Source organism: Cryptosporangium aurantiacum (genome assembly GCF_900143005.1).
Lineage (GTDB): Bacteria > Actinomycetota > Actinomycetes > Mycobacteriales > Cryptosporangiaceae > Cryptosporangium > Cryptosporangium aurantiacum.
This window is the reverse complement of record NZ_FRCS01000007.1, coordinates 74,316-95,870: the sequence shown is the minus strand read 5'-3', so window position 1 is coordinate 95,870 and position 21,555 is coordinate 74,316. Positions and strand designations below refer to the sequence as shown.

Genomic DNA, 21,555 nt, shown 5'->3' with positions numbered 1-21,555 from the left:
GTGAATCCGGCTGCTCATGACTCGGCCGGGATAATGCGAGGGTGCCGAAAGAACTCGACATCGACGAATGGGCGGCCGCGGTCGGCCTGCCCGAGGGCCGACCGCACCGGATCACCGTGCACGGCAGCCCGGTCCTGCACCGACGCTGCCAGGACGTGACGGAATTCGACGACCGGCTCAAGCAGCTCGTCGCCGACATGCTCGAGAGCATGGACGCCGCCGAGGGCGTCGGGCTCGCCGCCAACCAGATCGGCGTGGACGCTCGCGTCTTCGTCTACGACTGCCCGGACGAGACCGGTTTCTACCACGTCGGGGCGATCGTGAACCCGGTCGTGGTCCCGCCGGAACCGGGCGTCGACCTGGACAAGGACGACGAGGGCTGCCTGTCGCTGCCGCTGGAGTTCGCGCCGCTCGCCCGGCCCGCCCGGGCGTCGGTGACCGGCCAGGACCTGGAGGGACGACCGATCCGGGTGGACGGCACCGGGCTGCTGGCGCGGTGCCTCCAGCACGAGACCGATCACCTCGACGGGCTGCTCTACGTCGACAAGCTCGGGCCGGACGAGCGCGAGGCGGTGCTGAGCGCGAATGCCGAGCGGATCGCCGCCGGGACCATGCCGCCGTGGTCGGAGGGCAAACCCCGCGAGGCCTAGCGCGCCACCGGCGCCGGAGCGAACACGAACGCAGCGGTGGCGCTGCCGGGCGTCACCTCGGTGAACCCGGCGTCGCGCACGACCGGGGCGCCCGATCGCCGCGCGGCGGCCCACTGTGCCCCGGACGCCGTCCGCACCGCGAGCGGGAAACCGTCGGCGGCCCAGCGCGCCGCCACCGCGGGGTCCAGCGACCAAAGCCCCAGCTGAGCGGCGTGCCCGGCCTGCGCCATCGCCTTGCCCGCGGTCATCTCGACGTCCGGCGAGAGCAGGACGAGGGGCGTGCCAGGGTCCGGCACGCCTGGCGCGGCCGGATCGTCCAGCTCGGTGCCGCTCACCTGGAGCCGCGCCAGGTCCCGCGGCCACTCGTCGACCGGGATCGGCGGGTACACGCGCACCTCCGCCGTACCGGACTGCACGGTGACGCCGGGCAGCTCGGCGGCGCGGCGCCACTCCGAGCCCCGCGCCCGGCGCACCACCTTGCGGATCCGGTTGCCCTGCCAGGCGTCGACGGCGTCCCGCCAGTCCGGCTCCGCGGTCGTGACCATCACCAGCACGGCGCGCGCGGCGGCCTCCAGCGCGTCGGTGCGGGTGGGCGGCTCGGCCCGCTCGACCCGGACGACCAGCGGCAGCACCCGTTCGACGTCGCTCACCCCGGCAGTCTATGTATCGGCCAGCAGCCGAAGCACGGCGGTTTCGGCCCCGCGGTCAGCGCGCGAGCAGCCGGAGCACGGCGGATTCGACCATCGGTTGGGCGGTCAGCGCACTTGCGTCCTGGGTGGCGAGGCGGTCGAGCGTCGGCCGGATCGACCGGCCGTCCTCGTAGGCCGTGACGACCCGCGGATCGACGTAGGACGCCTTCGCGACCGCGGGCGTGTTGCCGAGGTACTCGGCTACCTCCTCCAGTGCCGCCCGCACGACCTTGCGCCGCGCCCGCTCGGCGTCCGGTGGCTCGCCGGCCAGCGCTAACTGCACCGCCATCAGCACGGTCGCGTGCCAGGTCCGGAAGTCCTTCGCGGTGATCGTGACCCCGGCGTTATCGCGCAGGTAGTCGTTGATGTCCGCGCTCTTGACGTCGTACCAGCGCCCGCCGCTGCGGTAGGCGAGCAGATCGTCCTCCTCGTCCTGGTGACGCCGGAGCGCGAGCACGACCTTGCGGACCGCGTCGTCGTGCACCTCGATCGTCCGCTCGATGCCGCTCTTGGCCGGATAGCAGAACAGCACCGCGCCCCGGTGCAGCGAGACGTGCTTCTTGCGGATCGTCGCCAGCCCAAAGCTTCCGTTCTCCTCCGTGTACTCCTCGCCGCCGATTCGGAACAGCCCGAGTTCGAGCAGCCGGACGCCCGCCGCCAGCACCCGCTCCCGGTCGAGCGCGCGGTGCTCGAGGTGCCGGGCGACGGTCTTGCGCAGCTTCGGCAGCCTGCGGGCGACCTCCAGCACCCGGTCGTGCTTCTCGGCGTCCCGCTTCTCGCGCCAGACGTCGTGGTAGCGGTACTGCCGGCGACCGGCGTCGTCGGTTCCCACCGCCTGGATGTGCCCGTTGGGGCGCGGTGCGATCCAGACATCGCGCCAGGCGGGCGGGATCACCAGCGCCTTGATCCGCGCGATCTCCTCGGGGTCGGTCAGCCGCGTGCCGTCGGTGTCGAAGTAGCGCCAGCCCTTGCCGGAGCGCCGGCGCGTGTAGCCGGGCCGGGAGAGGTCGCTGCGCCGCAGCCGAACGCGTGCCATGGGCGCCCGGATACCCGGAAACGCACCGTCCTATCTACCAACCTTATATAAGTGTTCTGTTACGCTTCTCCGCGTGTCCGTCTGGGAAGCGTTGGGTGACCCCGTGCGCCGGGAGATCCTGGCCGTGCTGGGCGGCGGCGAGGCCACGGTCGGCACGCTGGCGGCGCGGTTCCCGATCAGCCGCCCGGCGGTCAGCCGCCACCTGCGGGTGTTGCGGGAGGCTGGGCTGGTCCGCTCCGAAGTGCACGGGCAGGAGCGGGTCTACCGCCTGCATGCTGCCCCACTCGCCGAAGTGGACGCCTGGCTACGGAACGTGACGCCGGTACCGCGGTCGCTGCCCGGCCCGGCGTCGCGGCTGGACGCGCTGAGCACCGAGTTGCGCCGAGGACGAAAGACCCGAGCGAAGGAGATGGCGGATGACAACCGGTCCGCTGGGTGAGGTACATCCGAACAACGACGGGACCGAGACGCTGGTACTCCGTCGTGTGTTCCCCGATCCGATCGAGGACGTGTGGGCGGCGGTGACCGAATCGGACCGGCTGGCGCGCTGGATCGGCCACTACGAGGGCACCGGCGGGACCGGCGGAACCGTCGAGTTCACGGTCACCGGCGAGATGGACGCCGGCGGCGAGGAGGCGCAGCCGGTCACCGTGCAGATCCTCGACTGCTCACCGCCGACCCGGCTGGTCGTCGACTTCCCGTCCGAGGACGGTGGTGCGTGGCACATCGCGGTGACGCTGGCGCCCCACGCGGACGGCACCACGCTGGAGTTCACCCAGCGCCTGGCCGCCGGCTTCGACGCCACCGACGTGGAAGCGGGCTGGCGCTGGTACCTCGACCGCCTCGTGGCCACCGTCGCCGGCGAGCCCCTCCCACCCTGGGACGACTACGCCCCGAAGGCCGCCGAATGAGATGCGGATCGGTCCAGCCAGGGCTGGACCGATCCGCGTTTCACGGGCGACGGTCAGGCAGTCGCGGCGAGCGCCCGGTCGGCGATCGCGTGCACGGTGCGTCCATCGACCGTCTCGTGCTCCAGGAGCTGCGCGGAGAGCTCGTCGAGCGCCGCGCGGTGCTGGGTGAGCAGGTCGATGGCCCGCGCCTCCGCCTCCCGGAGCAGGCGCGCGACCTCCTCGTCCACCACCCGCTGGGTCGCCTCGCTGTACTCCCGGTCGTGGCCGCCGACGCCCAGGTACTGCGGCTGGTCGTTGCCGTACCCGACCGGGCCGAGCTTCGGCGACAGCCCGAACTCCCGCACCATCCGGGTCGCCAGGTCGGTGGCCTTCGCCAGGTCGTTCGAGGCACCGGTGGAGCCCTGACCGAACACCACCAGCTCCGCCGCCCGCCCGCCGAGCTGCACCGAGAGCGTCGTCGTGAGCTGCTCGGCCGAGTACAGGTGACGCTCGGCCTCGGGCAGCTGCTCGGTGACGCCGAGCGCCATCCCGCTGGGCAGGATCGTCACCTTGTCGACCGGGTCGGCGGCCGGCGAGAACGCGGCCACCAGCGCGTGCCCGGACTCGTGCACCGCCACGCTCTGCTTCTCGTTCGGCAGCAGGAAGTTCGACCCGAGCCGCTGCCCGAGCAGCACCCGGTCCCTGGCCTGCGACAGGTCCGCCGCGCTGACCTCGGCCCGCCCGTCACGCACCGCGACGATCGCCGCCTCGTTGAGCAGGTTCGCGAGGTCCGCGCCGGAGAATCCGGGCGTTGCCCGCGCGGTCGCGTTCAGGTCGACGTCGGACGCCAGGTGCTTGCCCCGGGCGTGGACGCCGAGGATCGCCTCGCGCTCGGCCTGGTTCGGCAGCGGCACCGTCACCTGCCGGTCGAACCGCCCGGGACGCAGCAGCGCCGGGTCGAGCGTTTCCGGCCGGTTCGTCGCGGCGATCACCACGACGCCGGTGGACGGGTCGAATCCGTCCATCTCGGCCAGGAGTTGGTTGAGCGTCTGCTCACGCTCGTCGTTGCTGGCGAATCCGCCGGTGTTCCGGCGCTGGCCGATCGCGTCGATCTCGTCGATGAAGATGATCGACGGCGCGCGCTTCCGCGCGTCGGCGAACAGGTCCCGCACCCGGGACGCCCCGACACCCACGAACAGTTCGACGAACGACGAGCCGGTGACCGCGAAGAACGGCACCGCCGCCTCCCCCGCCACCGCGCGGGCGAGCAGCGTCTTACCCGTACCGGGCGGCCCGGACATCAGGATGCCCTTCGGGCCGACCGCACCGGCCGCCGCGTACTTCTCGGAGTTCTTCAGGAAGTCGACGACCTCGGTGACGTCCCGCTTGACGCCCTCGTACCCGGCCACCTCCGCAAACGTCGTCTCCGGACGCTCCGCGTCGATGACCTTCGCCGGTGACTTGCCGACGCCGAGCATGCCGCCGAAGCCGCCGAGCTGGGCGCCGCGCTTGGCCTGGCGTCCGATCCACCAGAAGTAGCCGATGAACAGCAGCAGCGGCGCGAACGACAGCAGGATGCTCAGGAACGAGCTGCGGGCGCCGGTGGCGGTGAAGTGCGGGACGATCTCCGGGTCGCGCACCGCGGTGAGGAACGCCTGGTCCGGGCCGTTGAGGCCGGTCGGATAGTGCGACTCGAACTCGGCGCCGTCCTCGAAGCTCTTCCGGTACGTGCCGGTGATCGTGCCGTCGGCGCGTAACTCCAGGCTCTCGACGTGCTTGGCGTTGATCTGCTCGGTCAGCGTCCCGTAGTCGACGCTCTTCACGCCCATCCCGCCGAACGGGAAGAACAGCAGGATGAGCGTGAGCGCGATGCCGATCGGGATGAGAAACCGTCGCCAGCCCGGCGGAGGCGGGGGGGCAGGCGCCGGCGGGCGATCCTTGGGTGGGCCGGACTTTGCGGGTGGGGTCATGAGGGCGTCTCCGAAGTGAGCATCGAAGCGAGCCCTAGCGCGCGAGGAGCGGAGCGGCGGAGGCGCCCGGGGCACTCAGTCATGAGCACACCGCTGAGGGGAAGAGGCGGGTCACGGTGGCAAGTTTGTCACCGACCGCGCGCACCGGCCTCAGTCGGTCGACTTACGTCTTCCGGTTCTCCGGGCGGGGCCGGGTGAACAGGAGCCACCCAATCACCGCGAGTAGCGCCACCAGCCCACCGATCAGCACCCACTGCCACCAGCCGGTCGCTCGGGGATGCTGCCGGTAGAACTCGGCGCGGGCCTCCTCGCTCGTCATCGGGGAGGCGGTCGGTGACGCGCTCGCCGTCGCCGTGGCCGTGGCGGCGGGCTGCCGGTCGTCCCCGCTGACGTAGGCCGCGGCCAGCGACCCGACCGCGGCGAACATCCCGACGGCGAGCAGCACGACCAGCATCAGCCGCCCGCGCCGCGGGTTCGTCGCCGCCTTGTTCTCCGCCACGCCGTGTCGCTCCGTCTTCCGGGGATTCCGATCCGCCACTGTAACGAGCGGACGGCTGAGAACGGAGGGTGCGTCGGGTGAACGCCGGGATCCTGCTGGTACTCCTCGCCTTGGGCGCGATCGCGATCTCGGAGTTCGGACGCCGGATCAACGCCCAGCCGGGCCTGCTCATCCTGGTCGCCGCAGCAGCCGTGTCGTTCCTGCCCGGCCTACCGCGCCTGGAGCTGCACCCGGAGCTGATCCTCGGCCTGGTCGTGCCGCCGCTGCTGTACGCGGCCGCGCTGGAGTTCTCGTTCTTCAGCTTCGTCCGGAACCTGCGATCGATCATCGGGCTCGGAGTCTGGCTGGTGCTGCTCACCGCGCTGGCCGTCGGGTACACGACCGCGTGGCTGCTGCCCGCCGTCGGTGTGAGCGTCGCGTTCGTGCTGGCCTCGATCGTCGCGCCGCCGGACACCGTGACGATCACCAGCCACGGGGACGAGATCGGCCTCCCCCGCCGGGTCAGCGCGATCCTCACCGGTGAGAGCCTGGTGAACGACGCCGCCGCGCTGACGCTGTTCACGATCACGGTCGGGTGGACGTCCGGTGAGGCGTCGTTCATCGACCAGCCGGTCCTGCTGTTCCTCTACTCCGCGGCCGCCGGGATCCTGATCGGGACGCTGCTCGGCAACCTGGCCACGCTGCTGCGCCACTACCTCGACCCGACGCTGGCCACCGCGGTCGGCCTGATCCTGCCGTTCGGTGCCTACCTGGCAGCCGAGGAGGTGCACGCGTCCGGCGTCCTCGCGGTCGTGATGGCCGGGTTCTCGGTCAGCGTCGACTCGGCGTTCGGCAACCGCCGGCGGCAGCGGCTGGACTACCGCACCCGGATGACCGAGCGCGAGGTCTGGCCGGTGCTCGGGTCGCTGCTGGAGGCGTTCGTGTTCGCCTACACCGGGCTGCAGCTGCGGTTCGTCATCGAGGAGCTGCGGGAGTCCGGGGAGCCGTTCGGACGGGCCGTTCTCGCGGGCGTCGTCCTGCTGCTGGTCGTGATCGCGGTGCGGTACCTCTGGGTGTCGGTGGTGTTCGGCCGCCGGCTGCTCGCGATGCAGGCGTTTTACCGCCGGCTGGAGGATCCGCGCTGGCGGGAGCTGATGGTGCGCCGCAGGCAACGCGCGCTGGAGCGCCTCCAGCGCCGGCAGCGGCGTCGGGGTCGTCCGGGCCGTCTGCGCGGCCAGGGACCCTCGGCACGTCCCCGCGGTCCGATGCGCAGCCGGCGCCTCCCGGCGGTGCTCAGCTGGGGCGAGCAGGCGCTGGTGTCCTGGACCGGGATGCGCGGCATCGTCACGCTCGGCGCCGCCGGTGGCATCCCGCTGGTCACCGAGGCGGGTGAGCCGTTCCCGCACCGCACGCTGCTGCAGTTCCTGGCGTACGTCGTCGTGATCGGCACGCTGCTGATCCAGGGCCCGACGCTGCCGCTGCTCGCCCGGTGGCTGCGGATCGACACCACCGAGGAGGACCGCGAGGCCGCCGACGCGCTCGCGCGCGCGACGGCGGTGGCGGCCCTGGCCGCAGGGTCCGGCAACGACGAGGGGACCGACGCTTACTTCGACCGGCAGCGGGACGCGCTGGCGCTGGCCGTCGTACAGCGCGATTTGGACGACGAGGCGGCGCAGATCGTCCTCGAACGAATCGACCGTCGCCAGGCCGCGGCCGAGCCCGTCACAGGTAGCGTTCGGTGAACGCGTTGCGGAACTTGCCGTCCGGGTCGTACCCGCGGATCAGCTGCTGGGCGTCGGCGAAACGCGGGTAGCGCGCCGCGACCGCCGCCGGTTCCATCGCGAACACCTTTCCCCAGTGCGGGCGCGCGCCGAGCGGCGCCAGCCCGGCCTCCAGCGCGCGGAGGACCGGGTCGACCGCCGCCGGGTCCGGCAGCCAGGTGAAGTGCAGCGCGACGCTGTCCTGCCGGTACGCCTCGGACAGCCAGAGCTCGTCGGCCGCGACCGTCCGGATCTCGCTGACGTGCAGCACCGGCCCGAGCCGGTCGGCGAGGCCGGTCAGCACGTCCAGCGCGGGCACCGCGTTCTCGATCGGCAGCAGGTACTCGGTCTGCAACTCGTCCCCCGCGCTCGGCGTGAACTCCAGCCGGAAGTGCGGCAGCCGCGCGTTCCACGGCCCGGGGACGCCGCCCTGCTGGGTGGCGAAGCCGGGGTCCTGGCCGGGCACCGGGTTGCGTTGGCTCGGCGCCAGCGTCGCGCCCAGCCAGTCCCGTCCGTGCGGCCACGCACCACCGTCCGTGCGGTGCTTGACCCACACCTGCTCGGCGAACGGTCGCCGCCAGGTCAGAAACACGCTGACGCTGTACGCGGACGTCAGGACCTCGTGCAGGTTCACCCGCAGCGCGGACAGGAACATCCGGTCGTAGACCCGCTGCTCGATCTCGTAGCGCGGCTGGATGTCGAGGCCGAGCGCGGTCACCACGCCGATCGAGCCGAGCGTGACCACCGACCCCTCGAAGTCCGCGTCGCCGCGTTCCAGGCGCTTCAGATCGCCGCTCGGCACCACGATCTCGAGCGCGTTGACCGCCGCGGCGAGCGCGCCGTTGGTGATGCCGGAGCCGTGCGTCCCGGTCGCCACCGCGCCGCCGACGCTGATGTGCGGCAGCGAGCCGAGGTTGTGCAGCGCCCAGCCCGCCGGGTCGAGCACCTGCGTCAGCTCCCCGAACCGGGTCCCGGCGCTCACCGTGACCGAGCGCCGGTCGGCGTCGATCTCGATCCGGCGCGGCAGGTCGGCCACCGTGAGCAGCGCGCCGGGGGTGTCGGCGACCGTGCTGAACGAGTGCCCGGTGCCCAGGACGCGGAGGCGCTCGCCCGCGGCGACCACCTCCTGCACCTCGTCGACGCTGGTCGGCCGGTGCAGTGTCGCGGTGGAGAACGCGACGTTGCCTGCCCAGTTGGTGAGGGGTTGTGCGGTGGCCATGGCATCAGCCTTCCATGCCTCGCATTAACGCCACCCCGGCGGGCATCACGGGGTCACCACCGGTAGGAGGGGACCGAAATGGCATCACACGGACTGTCGATGACCCGCCACGACGGGGTCGCCCTAATCGGGTTCCTCGCGGCCGCGTTCGCCACCGCGGCGGTCGGCGGCCTGGCCAGCGTCGATGCCGGCACGTACTACAACGGGCTGGACCGGCCGGCGTGGGCGCCGCCGAGCGGCCTGTTCGGACCGGTATGGACGGTGCTCTACACGCTGATCGGGATCGCCGGTTGGCTCGCCTGGCGGCGGGGCGGCTTCCGGGCGGCGCCGGCCGCGTTCGCGCTCTACGCCGGCCAGCTGGTGCTTAACGCGGCGTGGACCTGGCTGTTCTTCGCCGGTGAGCAGCCGGGAGCGGCGTTCGCCGAGATCACCGTGCTGTGGCTGGTGATCCTGGCGACCGCGGTGCTGTTCGCCCGGCGCAGCCGACCGGCGGGCCTGCTCCTGGTCCCGTACCTCGCCTGGGTCGGGTACGCCGCCGCGCTCAACTTCGCGTTGTGGACGTCTAACTGAGAGCGACAGGTTTCCCACGTCTCGGCCCGGACACTCTCCCGGGGACCGATCCCCGATTGCCCCCAGGGGTTGCCATGACGAGCACGCCCAGCACGACCGATCGGGCCCGTGAGACGGCGGGCACCGCACAGCAGGAAGGAACCGCGCTGGCGTCCAGCGCCAAGGACGCCGGTTCGGACGTCGCCCGCACCGCGAGCGACCAAGCGTCCCAGGTGGCCGGCGAAGCCAAGGCGCAGGCCGCCGACCTCCTCCGCACGACGAAGGACGAGGTGAGCGGTCAGGTCGACGCGCAGCGGCAGCGTCTCGTCAGCGCGCTCCGGACCACCGGCGACGAGCTGGGGTCCGGCCGCGATCAGCACTCGGCGCTGACCGCCGAACTCACCCAACGGGCCGGTGACTACACGCGCCGGTTCGCCGACTACCTCGACGCGAAGGGCCCGGACGCGATCCTGGAGGACGTCCGGTCGTTCGCCCGCCGTCGGCCAGGCACGTTCCTGCTGCTCGCCGGTGCGGCGGGCGTGGTGGCCGGCCGGGTGTTCCGCAGCGTCTCCGCGGCGTCCGGCGAGGGCGCGTCCGACTCCGGTGAATACCGGGCCTCGATCGCGGATACCGGCACGTCGACCACCTACTCCGGCCTCGGGGTCGGGACCACCGAGACGATCCCGGCTGCGCCCGCGCGGGACCTGGACGACACCGCGATCGGCGTCGCCGAAGTACCGCCTGCCCAGCCTGTGCCCCCGGTCGTACCGCAGGCGCCGGGCACCCGGGCCACGACCGACTACGCATCCGGGTACACGCCCGGCTCCGACCCGTATCCGCCCGGACGGCACGCACCGGGCGGACCGACGCCGGGTCGTCCGGCTCCCGGCGCCCCCGGTGACGCCGGATACGTCTCCGGCGACACCGCGTACCGCGAAAGCTCTGCGGAGCCCGGTTATGGGGAGCCCGGCTACGGGGAGACCGGCTATCCGCCGCCTCCGCCCGCCGCGCCGGTCACCGACCCGCGTTTCTCCGACCCGGTGCAGCCGGGCTCGGCGCACACCGGCCCGGTCCAGCCCGACCCGCTGGCCTCCGACCCGGTACACCCCGAGCCGGTGCGTGACCCGGATGGCCAGGGCGGCGCCTACCCCGACCCGTCGCACCGCGGGGACCGACCGTGACCGCCGCCGACGTCCCGGGCGAGCCGCCCAGGACGGTATCGGACGCCTCGGTCGGTGACCTGGTCCGCAACGTCGCCGACGACCTCACCACGCTGATCCGCCAGGAGATCGCGCTGGCCAAGTCGGAGACCAAGGCCGAGGTCACGAAAGCCGGAAAGGCGGGCGGCGCGTTCGGCGGCGCCGGCGTGGCCGGCTGGCTGGCACTGCTGTTCGTCTCGCTCGCGGTGATGTACGGCCTCGGGGCGGTCATCCCGGTGGGCTGGGCAGCGCTGATCGTCGGAGTGCTCTGGGCCGCCGGTGCGGCCGCACTCGCGGCGTACGGCCGGAAGAAGATCCGCGCCGTGAACCCGGTTCCGAAGCGGACGGTCGAGACCGTGAAGGAGGACGTGCGGTGGGTGCAGAACAGGAACGCATAGAGCGGGACATCATGCGCCAGCGGATGCGGCTCGGCGACGACGTCGACGCGCTGGTCGAGAAGGTCAGCCCGCGACAGGCCGCCCGGCGGCAGGTCGGACGGGTCACCCACGCGGCGTCAACGGCGAAGGAGCGGATCATGGGGACGGCATCCGACGTCACCGACACGGCCAAGGAGAAGGCTGCCGACCTCGCGCACGGCACGCACGACCGGGCGTCCGAGGCCGGCCACGGCCTCGCCGACCGCGCGGCGAGCGCCAAGGACTCGGTGGCGAGCGCGAAGGACTCCGCGGCCGACGCGGCGAGCGGCACCGCGGACGCCGCCCGGCGTCACACCGAGGGCAACCCGCTGGCCGCCGGGCTGATCGCGTTCGGCATCGGCTGGCTGGCGTCCAGCCTCATCCCGGCCTCCGCTCCCGAGCGGCGGGCGGGCGCCGCTCTCCGCGAGCGCGCCGAGGAGCCGGTCCGGCAGGCCGGTCAGGCGGTCGGCGAGAAGGCCAAGGAGGTCGCCGACAACCTCAAGGAACCTGCGAAGGACGCCGCCCAACAGGTGAAGGAGACCGCGGTCGGCGCGGCGCAGGACGTCAAGCAGACCGCGACCGGTCACGCCGAGGAGCTGAAGGGCGAGGCGAAGGACCGGGCCGGGAACGTCCAGGACACCGCCCGGCAGTAACCACCACGACGGCGGCCGGGGCCATTCGGCCCCGGCCGTCGTTCGTCACTCGATCCGCAGCGCCTGCAGCGGGCACGCGTCGACGCCCCGCCGAGCCGTGTCCTCCATCTCCGGTGCGACGTCGACACCGCCCGCCGGGAGCGCGCTGTACCCGTCGTCATCCAGCGGGAAGAATTCCTCGTCCACCATCCAGCACTGTCCGTGCGCTTCGCACCGCTGGTTGTCGACCAGTACCTTCACGACGTTCCTCCCCGATGAGGCGACCGCCCACAGAAACCAGAACTATGTTTCAGTCAGCACGGTAGGACACTCGGGGTCAGTGCGGGGCGAACTCGCGCGTCTCGTCCGGACGACGTTCGAGCGCTGCCCCCTCGACGTCGAGCGTCGGGAGCCAGCGCAGCCCTCGCGGCAGCCACCAGGCGGACGCGCCCAGCAGCGACATCGCCGCGGGCATCGCGACCATCCGCACCACGATCGCGTCGAACAGGATGCCGGTCGCCAACGCGAACGCGATCGGCTTGATCGTCGCGTCGCCCTCCGGGATGAAGCCCGCGAACACCGCGAACATGATCGACGCGGCCGCGACGACGACCGGCGCGGCCTGCCGGAAGCCGGTGACGATCGCGGCCCGGGGCGCGGCGCCGTGCGCGTGCGCCTCGTGCATCCGGGAGACGAGGAAGACCTGGTAGTCCATCGCCAGGCCGAACAGGATGCCGACGACGATGATCGGCGCCAGGCTCAGCAGCGGCCCGGTCGTCTCGGCGTTCACCAGTACTTTCAGCCAGCCCCACTGGAACACCGCGACCGTCGCCCCGAGCGCGGCGCCGATCGTCAGCAGGAATCCCAGCACGCCGGCGATCGGCACCAGCAGCGACCGGAACACCAGGATCAGCAGCACGAGCGCGAGCCCGACGACGAGTACCAGGTACTCCGGGAGCGCCTCGTTCAGCTTCTGCGAGACGTCGACGCTGACCGCGGTCGTCCCGGTGACGTACGACCGAGCACTCCCGCCGAGGCCGGCGAGCGCGTCCCGCAGCGCGTGCACGAGGTCGACGGTCTCCTCGCTGTCCGGCCCGGACTCCGGGATCACGGTGATCAGCGCCGCACCACCGTACGGGGACTCCCGCGGCGCGGACACCAGCGCGACGTCGTCGAGCGCCTCGGCCGCCGGGACCGCGGACCGCGCCACGCCGGTCGCGTCCTCTCCCTCGACCAGGATCAACAGCGGGCCGGTGACGCCCGCACCGAACCGCTCGGACAGGATCGCGGTCGCCTTCGCCTGGGTGGTATCCGGCGCCGGCTCCTGGTTCAGCGACGTCCGCATCGAGAACACCGGCACCGCGATCACGGCAAGCACCACGACCGCGCCGAGCAGGCTCAGCCAGCGTCGTTCGGTGACGGTCCTGGCCCAGCCCGCGACGAAACCCCGATCCGGGTGCGGCGGCAGCGGGTTGCCGCTGCGGAGCGTCGGCCGGACCTTGGGGGGCAGCGCGCGCAGGCCGATCAGGGCGAGGACCGCGGGCACCAGCGTCACCGCGACGAGCACCGCGACCACCACCGTGCCCGCGGCGGCCAGCCCCATCTCGGTGAGGAACGGGATGCCGGCGACGGCCAGCCCGGACAGCGCGATGACCACGGTGATGCCCGCGGTGACCACCGCGGATCCGGCGGTGCCCACCGCCATCGGCGCCGCCTCGCCGATCGTCCGGCCGCTGAGCAGTTCCTGCCGGAAGCGGGTGAAGATGAACAGCGCGTAGTCGATACCGACCGCGAGCCCGAGCATGACCGCGAGCACCGACGTCGTCGCCTGCAGGTCGATGAAGCCGGTCAGCAGCGTGATCCCCAGCGCTCCGATGCCGACGCCGACCAGCGCGGTGAGCAGGTTCATCCCGGCGGCCACCAGCGACCCGTAGGTGATCGCGAGGACGATCAGCGCGACCACGACACCGGCCGCCTCCCCCGCGCCGCCGACACCGGCACCCTGGGCCTCCGCCGCCTCGCCGGTGACCTCGGCGGTGAGCCCGTCGAAGCGGGCGGTCGCGACCGCCGCGAGCAGCGCGTCGCGCTGCTCCTCGGTGATCTCGGCGGCCTGCGCCTGGTAGGTCACGGTGCTGTACGCGGCGCGCTGATCCGCCGACACGACGGGTGACGCCGGGTCCAGCGGGTCCGTCGCGCTGAGTACACCGGGCAGCTCGCGGAGCGCGGTCACCAGCGTGGCGACCTTCGCCGCGGGCTCGGCCGCGGTGATCGTGCCGCCGCCGGGCGCCTCCAGGACGACTTGCGCGGTCGCGCCGGTTGCCCCGACCTCGAACTTCTCGGCGATCAGTTCGAGCGCGGTCGTCGACTCCTGCCCGGGGATGCTGAAACTGCTCACGGTCTTGCCGGAGAGTGTCACCGCACCGACGCCCACGGCGAGAAGAACCAGCACCCACGCGACGCACACCTGGACGCGGAAGCGGAACGCACCCGCTCCGAGGCGATACAGCAACGCTGCCACGCCGAGGTTTTGCCCCCAAATGGGATTTTTACTCTTGAATGGGTCAATCCGGCAGAACGTCGGGGAACGCGCGCCGCCGACGGGCCGGGAGCAGCGGAGTCAGCAGGTGACGGCCGGTCATCCCGGTCGCCCGCGCGGACGCCTCCTCGGTGCGGTCGAGCAGCCAGTCCTGCTGCCGCAGCGCCCAGCGCACCTGCGCGCGCACCCACGCCGCGTCGCGGGCCTGGACGACGCTCCACGTGCTGATCAGGTGGACGATCGGCTCGAACGGTTCGCCGAGCTCCTCCGGACCGGACAGCAACGCCAACCGGATCTCCGCCTCGACCTCCTCGAAGATCGCGTTGATCCGCAGGTAGTCGACGCCGACCCGCTCGTCGCCGGGGTGGGTGCCGTGCGCCAGGCAGGCGTCGACGGTGGCCAGCGCGAGGTCGTGGTTGATGTGGGCGTTCATGCCGGCCACCGCGAACTGGACGGGGTGGATCCGCGGATCGGTGCGCTGGGCGAACAGCGGCCGCCACGCCGGGCTCACCCGCCGCACGTCCGCCGCCCCGGCGTCGACCGCGGCGAAGTAGCGGCCGGCGAAGAGCACCGCGAACCGCTCGACGAACTCGGGGTCGCGGAAGAACCCGGCGCTCAGCCGGGGTTGCAGCTCCTCGGTGACCCGTAAGTAGACGCGGTTGAACTGCCGGACGCCGTCCGCCGGATCGAGCGTGTCGCGGAGCGATCGCATCCGCGCCAGCACGTCCTGGATCCCACCGGCCATCCGTCCCCCCTGGCTCGGCGAGCGTCCGGAAAACAACGACTTCCCGAGCGTACGGCGAACTGCATGAACACTCGCGCGTTCACGCGGATCATGGACGCCAGGTCGCTGCATCCGGTACAGGGAGGTCCCGATGGCCGTGGTCGACAGAAGACAGTTCCTGATCGGTGCCGCTGCCGGCGCCGCCGGTGCGCTCACCGCGAGCGCGCTCCCGGTCGGCGTCCGGACCGCCCACGCGGCTCCGCTCCGGACCGATCCGTTCCGGCTGGGCATCGCCAGCGGTGATCCGCTCCCGGACGCGGTCGTGCTCTGGACCCGGCTGGTCAACGACCCGTTCAACGCGGGGTCGCTGCCGGGGCAGCCGATCCCGGTGGAGTGGCAGGTCGCCACCGACGCGCGATTCTCCCGGGTGGTGCGGCGGGGCACCGCGACCGCGCACCCCGGCCGGGCGCACTCCGTCCACGTCGACGCCCGCGGCCTGCGTCCCGGCCGCGAGTACTGGTACCGCTTCCGGGCGGGCGGCCACGTGAGCGAGACCGGCCGCACCCGGACCGCTCCGGCGCCGTCGGCCGACGTCTCCCGGTTACGGATCGGCGTCGTGAACTGCCAGGACTGGCAGAACGGCTACTGGCCGGCCTACGACGGGCTGGCCGCCGAGGACCTCGACGTCGTCCTGCACCTCGGCGACTACATCTACGAGTACGACCCGCGCAGCGCCTACCCCGACCGGATGCACACCCAGCCGCAGACCGCGGGCCTCGACCAGCTGCGGACGCTCGTCGACTACCGAGCCCGCCACGCGCTCTACAAGACCGACCCGTCCCTGCAGGCCGCGCACGCGGCGTTCCCGTGGATCGTCACCTGGGACGACCACGAGGTCGAGAACAACTACGCGAACCTGATCGACGAGGCAGAGGACGCGAACAGCCCGAAGTTCCAGTCCCCGGCCGCGATGGCCGCTCAGCGCGCGGCCGCGTACCAGGCGTACTTCGAGCACCTGCCGCTCCGCCGGCCGATCACGCCCGGCTCGCCGAACTACCGGCTCTTCCGCCGGTTCGACTTCGGGCGGCTGGCCCGGATCAACGTCCTGGACACCCGGCAGCACCGCACCGATCAGCCGCCGGGCATCGCGCTGGACTTCGGACCGGCGCAGCCGGGCCTGGACAACACCGCGGGCACGCTCACCGGCGGCGCCCAGGAGCAGTGGCTCCACGCCGGGCTGGCCGGTTCCCGCGCCCGCTGGAACGTCATCGCCCAGCAGGTGATGGTGAGCCAGATCCGGTTCCCGAACCTGCTGGACCCGGCCAACCCGCTGCCGCCGATCGTGAACCTCGACCAGTGGGACGGCTACCACCCGGCCCGGACCCGGCTGCTGCGGTTCTTGGCCGAGCGCAAGATCGCGAACCCGGTCGTGCTGGCCGGGGACATCCACTCCTCCTGGTTCAGCGACCTGCGGATCGACCGGGACGACCTGGCCGCGGCGCCGGTCGCGGTGGAGTTCACCGCGACGAGCGTGAGCTCGGACTTCCCCGCCCCGTTCATCGCACCGGTCACCGCCGCCAACCCCTCGTTGAACCCGCACGTCCGGTACTTCGACGGTTCACTCCGCGGTTACCTGCGGTTCGACGTCACCAAGGAGCGTTGGCTCGCGGAGGCCCGCACGGTCGCCAGCATCGCGGTCCGGACGTCGCCGGTGTCCACCAGCGCGTCCTGGGTGACGGTGGCCGGGCGGCCGGGGCTCGTCCCGGCGTGACGTAGTGGGGCGCATGCCACACCCCACGCCGAGCTTCAACTAGTTAGGGTTACCTAACTAGTTGAAGCTCGAGGAGGACCGACCCGATGACAGCGCAGGCCGACCAGCGCGTCCCGCAGGTGCACGGCGCCACCGTCCGGCGGCTCACCGCCGCGAACGGCCCGACCCGGACCGCGCGAGTCCTGGTGGAGGTCGACCTGACCGGCGGTGGGGCGCCCGGGATCGCGTCCGCGCTGTGCGCGGAGATCAGCGACCTGCTCGCCGGGCACGCCCGCGCGGGTGACACGACCGTCTCCGCGCTGGTCTCCCTCGGTTTCGGCGACGACGCGGCGCGGCCGCCGTCGGCGCCGGTCTTCTCCGCCCGCGACGACGGCACGCCGGTGCCGGACGCCACGGTGGACGCCAGGCCGGGGGCCGCCACGCGGGGTGCCGCCGTGGCGGCGCGTCGCAGCGACGCGGGCACGCCGCCGCTGCGGATCCTGGCCGGTCGCCGGGTCGCGACGCTCGCGGGCAGCGAACTCTCGCTCACCCGCCGCGAGTTCGACCTGCTCGCGTTCCTCGCCAGGCACCCGCGGCAGGTCTTCAGCCGCACCCAGCTCATCGACGCGGTCTGGGGCGCCCGGTTCCGCTACAGCGAGCGGACGATCGACGTCCACGTGCGGCGGCTGCGGGTGAAGCTCGCCGACACCGGCCCGCAGATCGTCACCGTGCGTGGCGTCGGCTACCGCCTGGACCACGCCGACCGCGTCGCCGTCCTGCCGGGCGTCGACTGAGTAACCGCAGGTAGACGGGGTACTCGACCGGGCATGAGCACCCAGCTGACCGCACATCGGATACCGACCGCGGGTGTCGACCTGGAGGCCGACGTCCACCTTCCCGACGATCCTCGCGGCGCGGTGCTGTTCGCCCACGGCAGCGGCAGCTCGCGGCGCAGCCCGCGTAACCGGGCGGTCGCCGACGTCCTGCACGACCGGGGGTTCGGGACGGTCCTCGTCGACCTGCTCACCGAGGACGAGGAGCGGATCGACGCGATGAGCCGCGAGCTGCGCTTCGACATCGGCCTGCTGGCGGTCCGGCTGACCGGCATCCTCGACTGGCTGCACGCCCGCCCGGACACCCAGCACACGCCGCTGGGCCTGTTCGGCGCCAGCACCGGCGCGGCGGCCGCCCTGGTCAGCGCCGCCGCACGCCCGGACCTGGTCGGCGCGGTCGTCTCCCGGGGCGGCCGGCCCGACCTCGCCGACTCGGCGCTGACCGCGGTGCAGGCGCCGACGCTGCTGATCGTCGGCAGCCACGACGAGACCGTGATCGAGCTCAACCAGCAGGCGCGCACCGCGATGACCGCGCCGAACGAGCTGCTGCTGATTCCCGGCGCCACCCACCTGTTCGGCGAACCCGGAGCGCTGGAGCAGGTCGCCGACCACGCCGCCGACTGGTTCAGCACCCACCTCACAACCTGAGGTATCACCGGGCTACTGTCCCGCTCTGTCCTCCTGAGTACTCGTCTCGTCCGGGAGGACACCATGGAGCACGCCTTCGACGACGCCACCCTGTCCCAGGTGATCGACGTCTTAGTCCGGGTCGCACCGGAGATCCGCACGCTGGAGCTGCTGGACGACGTCACGATCCGGATCAACGACACGATCGTGGTGGAGGGTGACTCCCCGGAGGAAATCGCGTCGCTGATCGAATTCTTCGTCGCCGAAGACCTCTGGATCCGTAGCACGGAACACGACCCGGAATCTTAATCGTTCGTGTTTTTGTCACCGGAGTTCAACTGTATTGATTGAGTGACCTCGGATCGAACCGTCCGGCGTGAGGTGTTCGTTACATCGGTATTCGGAACCGGAGAATCCATGTCAACATCACGCACGTCGTGGTTGCCGCGCTGATCGGTGCCCCCGGAAATCAGCTGCCGCCGCGTGCGGATGGCTGCTATCCGGCCACCGCATCGCGCCTGAGGAGGGACACCCGATGGATGGAACTGAGCAGTCGCCGCCGGGGCAAATGCTGGGGGTGGTGGCCGAATCGTCCCCGGGGGAAACCCGGGTGGCCGCCACTCCGACCACCGTAGGTCAACTGGTCAAACTCGGTTACGACGTGGTCGTCGAATCCGGGGCGGGCGGAAAAGCGAGTTTTTCGGACGACGCCTACGCCACCGCGGGCGCCCGGATCGCGGATACGGCCACGACGTGGCGGTCCGACGCCGTACTGAAAGTGAATCCGCCGTCGCCGCAGGAGATCGGTGCGTTGTCCGACGGCGCCACGCTGATCTCGCTGATCAGCCCGGCGTCGAACCCGGCGCTGGTGGAGTCGCTCACCAAACGCCCGATCACGGTCCTGGCGATGGACGCCGTCCCGCGCATCTCCCGCGCGCAGTCGATGGACGTGCTGTCGTCGATGGCCAACATCGCCGGCTACCGGGCAGTGATCGAGGCCGCGCACGCGTTCGGCCGGCTGTTCGGCGGTCAGGTCACCGCCGCCGGGAAGGTGCCGCCCGCCAAGGTGCTGGTCGCCGGCGCCGGGGTGGCGGGACTGGCCGCGATCGCGGCCGCGAACAGCCTCGGTGCGGTGGTGCGGGCGACGGACCCGCGGCCCGAGGTGGCCGAGCAGGTCCGCTCGCTGGGCGGTGAGTTCCTCGCCGTCGAGGTCGAGCAGGAAGCCAGCACCGACGGGTACGCGAAGGCGACCTCGGAGGACTACGACCGCGCCGCCGCCGCGCTGTACGCCGCGCAGGCCGCCGACGTCGACATCGTGATCACCACCGCGCTGATCCCCGGGCGCCCCGCGCCGACGCTGCTGACCGCCGAGCACGTCGCGGCGATGAAGCCGGGAAGCGTCGTCGTGGACATGGCCACCACGCAGGGCGGGAACGTGGCCGGGAGCGTCGCCGGACGGTCGGTCGTCACCGACAACGGCGTGACGATCATCGGCTACACCGACCTGGCCGGACGCCTGCCCGCCCAGGCCTCCCAGCTGTACGGCACGAACGTCGTCAACCTGCTCAAGCTGCTCACGCCGAACAAGGACGGCGTGCTGACGCTGGACCTCGCGGACGTCGTCCAGCGCACGATGACCGTGGTGCACAACGGCGAGAAGCTGTGGCCGCCGCCCCCGGTCTCGGTCAGCGCGACCCCCGCAGCACCACCGAAGCAGGTCGAACCACCGCAGGCGGCCGAGGCCAAACCCAAGCACCCGGCCCGCCGCCTGATCCCCGCCGCGCTCGCGGCCGTGGCCCTGTTCGCGATCGTCGGGTTCGCACCCGCCGCGCTGACCGCCCACTTCACGGTGTTCGTCCTGGCGATCGTGATCGGCTACTACGTGATCGGGAACGTCCACCACGCGCTGCACACGCCGCTGATGTCGGTGACGAACGCGATCTCCGGGATCATCGTCGTCGGCGCGCTGCTGCAGATCGGTCACGACCACGTGAGCGTCACCGTGCTGGCCTCGATCGCGATCCTGCTGGCGTCGATCAACATCTTCGGCGGCTTCGCCGTCACCCGTCGCATGCTCGGCATGTTCTCCCGCAGCTGATGATTGGGCGCTGACCTCGATGACTATCTCCTCGGCGGCCCAGGCCGCCTACCTGCTCGCTGCCCTGTTGTTCATCCTCAGCCTCGCCGGACTGTCCAAGCACGAGACGTCCCGCGCCGGTGCGTCGTCCGGCATCGTCGGCATGGTCATCGCGCTGGTCGCGACGATCGTGCTGGCGATCGACGGCGACATCAACACGCTCGGCATCGTGCTGCTCGTCGCCGCGGTGGCGCTCGGTGCCGCGATCGGCCTGTGGCGCGCCCGGGTCGTCGAGATGACCGGCATGCCGGAGCTGATCGCGCTCCTGCACAGCTTCGTCGGCGCCGCCGCGGTGCTCGTCGGCTGGAACGGCTACCTGGAGCACTCGTCCGACTTGGAGGGCTCGCTCCTCGGCATTCACCACGCCGAGGTGGCGATCGGCGTGTTCATCGGCGCGGTGACGTTGACCGGGTCGATCGTCGCGTACCTCAAGCTGTCCGCGCGGATCAACTCCTCGCCGCTGATGCTGCCGGGCAAGAACGCGCTGAACATCGGGGCGCTGGTCGTGTTCGTGGCGCTCACCGTCTGGTTCGTCGCCGCGCCGAGCCTCGGGCTGCTGATCGCGCTGACCGTGCTGGCGCTCGCGCTCGGCTGGCACCTGGTGGCCTCGATCGGCGGTGGCGACATGCCGGTCGTCGTCTCGATGCTCAACAGCTACTCCGGCTGGGCCGCCGCCGCGTCCGGGTTCCTGCTCTCGAACGACCTGCTGATCGTCACCGGCGCGCTGGTCGGGTCCTCGGGTGCGTACCTGTCGTACATCATGTGCCAGGCGATGAACCGCTCGTTCCTCTCGGTGATCGCCGGTGGGTTCGGGATCGTCGCTGGCCCCGCAGACGACACCGACTACGGCGAGCACCGCGAGATCACCGCCGAGGGCACGGCCGAGCTCCTCGCGTCCGCCCGGAGCGTGATCATCACGCCCGGCTACGGCATGGCCGTCGCGCAGGCGCAGTACCCCGTCGCCGAGCTCACCCGGACGCTGCGCGACCGCGGCGTCGACGTCCGGTTCGGCATCCACCCGGTCGCCGGACGCCTGCCCGGCCACATGAACGTGCTGCTCGCCGAGGCGAAGGTCCCGTACGACATCGTCCTGGAGATGGACGAGATCAACGACGACTTCCCGGAGACGTCGGTCGTGCTGGTCATCGGCGCCAACGACACCGTCAACCCGGCCGCGGCCGAGGACCCCGGCAGCCCGATCGCCGGCATGCCGGTCCTGCACGTCTGGGAAGCCGAGAACGTCATCGTGTTCAAGCGGTCGATGGCCGCCGGGTACGCCGGCGTCCAGAACCCGCTGTTCTTCCGGGAGAACACCCAGATGTTGTTCGGCGACGCGAAGGCGCGCGTCGAGGACATCCTCCGGGCGCTCGCCCCGGTCACCGCGGAGCGCGAACCGGTCTCCGTGCGCTGATTCGTTCCGGGGAGCCGACGTTCAGGTGAACGTCGGCTCCCCGTCGTTT

Annotated in this window: 22 protein-coding genes; 14 read left to right on the top strand and 8 right to left on the bottom strand. The window is 71.9% G+C overall.

From position 1 onward, the window contains the following. Nucleotides 1–41 precede the first annotated feature (41 nt). Nucleotides 42–650, top strand: a complete 609-nt coding sequence (gene def / locus BUB75_RS23275; RefSeq protein ID WP_084741622.1) for a peptide deformylase — start codon at nt 42–44, stop codon at nt 648–650. On the opposite strand, the gene BUB75_RS23270 is transcribed toward def, so the two are convergent. After that, nucleotides 647–1,300 carry a peptidyl-tRNA hydrolase gene (locus BUB75_RS23270; protein WP_073259912.1) on the bottom strand — a complete coding sequence of 218 codons (654 nt, stop codon included), beginning with the start codon at nt 1,298–1,300 and terminating at the stop codon, nt 647–649. The two genes, def and BUB75_RS23270, sit on opposite strands and share 4 nt — an antisense overlap. A gap of 55 nt (nt 1,301–1,355) precedes the next feature. Further along, nucleotides 1,356–2,375, bottom strand: a complete 1,020-nt coding sequence (locus tag BUB75_RS23265) for a DNA topoisomerase IB (protein WP_073259911.1) — start codon at nt 2,373–2,375, stop codon at nt 1,356–1,358. Nucleotides 2,376–2,448: 73 nt separating this feature from the next. Here BUB75_RS23265 and BUB75_RS23260 point away from each other — a divergent pair, with 73 nt between their 5' ends. Both BUB75_RS23260 and BUB75_RS23255 read left to right on the top strand, forming a co-directional pair. Next, a complete protein-coding gene (locus BUB75_RS23260) occupies nt 2,449–2,814 on the top strand; it encodes an ArsR/SmtB family transcription factor (protein ID WP_073259910.1) in 366 nt (121 codons plus the stop codon). Further along, nucleotides 2,792–3,286, top strand: coding sequence for an SRPBCC domain-containing protein (locus BUB75_RS23255; RefSeq protein ID WP_073259909.1), 495 nt, complete (start codon nt 2,792–2,794; stop codon nt 3,284–3,286). Before BUB75_RS23260 ends, BUB75_RS23255 begins: the two co-directional genes overlap by 23 nt. 53 nt (nt 3,287–3,339) lie before the next feature. On the opposite strand, the gene ftsH is transcribed toward BUB75_RS23255, so the two are convergent. Together ftsH and BUB75_RS23245 are read right to left on the bottom strand one after the other, a co-directional pair. After that, entirely contained in the window at nt 3,340–5,235 is a 1,896-nt protein-coding gene (ftsH, locus tag BUB75_RS23250; RefSeq protein WP_073259908.1) for an ATP-dependent zinc metalloprotease FtsH, read from the bottom strand. Between the two features lie 163 nt (nt 5,236–5,398). After that, nucleotides 5,399–5,734 (bottom strand): hypothetical protein, encoded by a 336-nt coding sequence (locus BUB75_RS23245; protein ID WP_073259907.1) that lies wholly within the window; start codon nt 5,732–5,734, stop codon nt 5,399–5,401. Between the two features lie 77 nt (nt 5,735–5,811). Here BUB75_RS23245 and BUB75_RS23240 point away from each other — a divergent pair, with 77 nt between their 5' ends. Next, a complete protein-coding gene (locus tag BUB75_RS23240) occupies nt 5,812–7,455 on the top strand; it encodes a cation:proton antiporter (RefSeq protein WP_073259906.1) in 1,644 nt (547 codons plus the stop codon). On the opposite strand, the gene BUB75_RS23235 is transcribed toward BUB75_RS23240, so the two are convergent. Further along, on the bottom strand, nt 7,436–8,692 hold the full coding sequence (locus BUB75_RS23235) for an FAD-binding protein (protein WP_073259905.1): 1,257 nt from the start codon (nt 8,690–8,692) through the stop codon (nt 7,436–7,438). The two genes, BUB75_RS23240 and BUB75_RS23235, sit on opposite strands and share 20 nt — an antisense overlap. Before the next feature lie 78 nt (nt 8,693–8,770). Between BUB75_RS23235 and BUB75_RS23230 the strand changes: the two genes are divergently transcribed. From BUB75_RS23230 to BUB75_RS23215, 4 genes are all read left to right on the top strand, one after another. Beyond that, nucleotides 8,771–9,262, top strand: a complete 492-nt coding sequence (locus tag BUB75_RS23230; protein ID WP_073259904.1) for a TspO/MBR family protein — start codon at nt 8,771–8,773, stop codon at nt 9,260–9,262. A gap of 74 nt (nt 9,263–9,336) precedes the next feature. Next, nucleotides 9,337–10,422, top strand: a complete 1,086-nt coding sequence (locus tag BUB75_RS23225; protein WP_073259903.1) for an ATP synthase subunit B family protein — start codon at nt 9,337–9,339, stop codon at nt 10,420–10,422. Beyond that, a complete protein-coding gene (locus BUB75_RS23220; protein ID WP_073259902.1) occupies nt 10,419–10,838 on the top strand; it encodes a phage holin family protein in 420 nt (139 codons plus the stop codon). The genes BUB75_RS23225 and BUB75_RS23220 overlap by 4 nt, the downstream gene beginning before the upstream one ends. Continuing rightward, nucleotides 10,814–11,509, top strand: coding sequence for a DUF3618 domain-containing protein (locus tag BUB75_RS23215; protein WP_073259901.1), 696 nt, complete (start codon nt 10,814–10,816; stop codon nt 11,507–11,509). Before BUB75_RS23220 ends, BUB75_RS23215 begins: the two co-directional genes overlap by 25 nt. A gap of 45 nt (nt 11,510–11,554) precedes the next feature. On the opposite strand, the gene BUB75_RS23210 is transcribed toward BUB75_RS23215, so the two are convergent. The 3 genes from BUB75_RS23210 to BUB75_RS23200 form a co-directional block, all read right to left on the bottom strand. Next, entirely contained in the window at nt 11,555–11,749 is a 195-nt protein-coding gene (locus tag BUB75_RS23210) for a ferredoxin (RefSeq protein WP_073259900.1), read from the bottom strand. Between the two features lie 76 nt (nt 11,750–11,825). Beyond that, nucleotides 11,826–14,006, bottom strand: a complete 2,181-nt coding sequence (locus BUB75_RS23205; RefSeq protein WP_073259899.1) for an MMPL family transporter — start codon at nt 14,004–14,006, stop codon at nt 11,826–11,828. 43 nt (nt 14,007–14,049) lie between these two features. Continuing rightward, entirely contained in the window at nt 14,050–14,769 is a 720-nt protein-coding gene (locus tag BUB75_RS23200) for a DUF5995 family protein (protein ID WP_073259898.1), read from the bottom strand. Between the two features lie 130 nt (nt 14,770–14,899). On the opposite strand from BUB75_RS23200, the gene BUB75_RS23195 reads away from it, so the two are divergent. The 6 genes from BUB75_RS23195 (at nt 14,900) to pntB (ending at nt 21,506) form a co-directional block, all read left to right on the top strand. Beyond that, entirely contained in the window at nt 14,900–16,519 is a 1,620-nt protein-coding gene (locus BUB75_RS23195) for an alkaline phosphatase D family protein (RefSeq protein WP_073259897.1), read from the top strand. Nucleotides 16,520–16,605: 86 nt separating this feature from the next. Beyond that, entirely contained in the window at nt 16,606–17,292 is a 687-nt protein-coding gene (locus BUB75_RS48190) for a winged helix-turn-helix domain-containing protein (protein ID WP_084741617.1), read from the top strand. Nucleotides 17,293–17,325: 33 nt separating this feature from the next. Next, on the top strand, nt 17,326–17,979 hold the full coding sequence (locus tag BUB75_RS23185) for a dienelactone hydrolase family protein (protein ID WP_073259896.1): 654 nt from the start codon (nt 17,326–17,328) through the stop codon (nt 17,977–17,979). Between the two features lie 63 nt (nt 17,980–18,042). Beyond that, nucleotides 18,043–18,267 carry a hypothetical protein gene (locus BUB75_RS23180; protein ID WP_073259895.1) on the top strand — a complete coding sequence of 75 codons (225 nt, stop codon included), beginning with the start codon at nt 18,043–18,045 and terminating at the stop codon, nt 18,265–18,267. A gap of 226 nt (nt 18,268–18,493) precedes the next feature. After that, on the top strand, nt 18,494–20,056 hold the full coding sequence (locus BUB75_RS23175; RefSeq protein ID WP_143175364.1) for a Re/Si-specific NAD(P)(+) transhydrogenase subunit alpha: 1,563 nt from the start codon (nt 18,494–18,496) through the stop codon (nt 20,054–20,056). Nucleotides 20,057–20,075: 19 nt separating this feature from the next. After that, entirely contained in the window at nt 20,076–21,506 is a 1,431-nt protein-coding gene (gene pntB, locus BUB75_RS23170; RefSeq protein WP_073259893.1) for a Re/Si-specific NAD(P)(+) transhydrogenase subunit beta, read from the top strand. Nucleotides 21,507–21,555 lie beyond the last annotated feature (49 nt).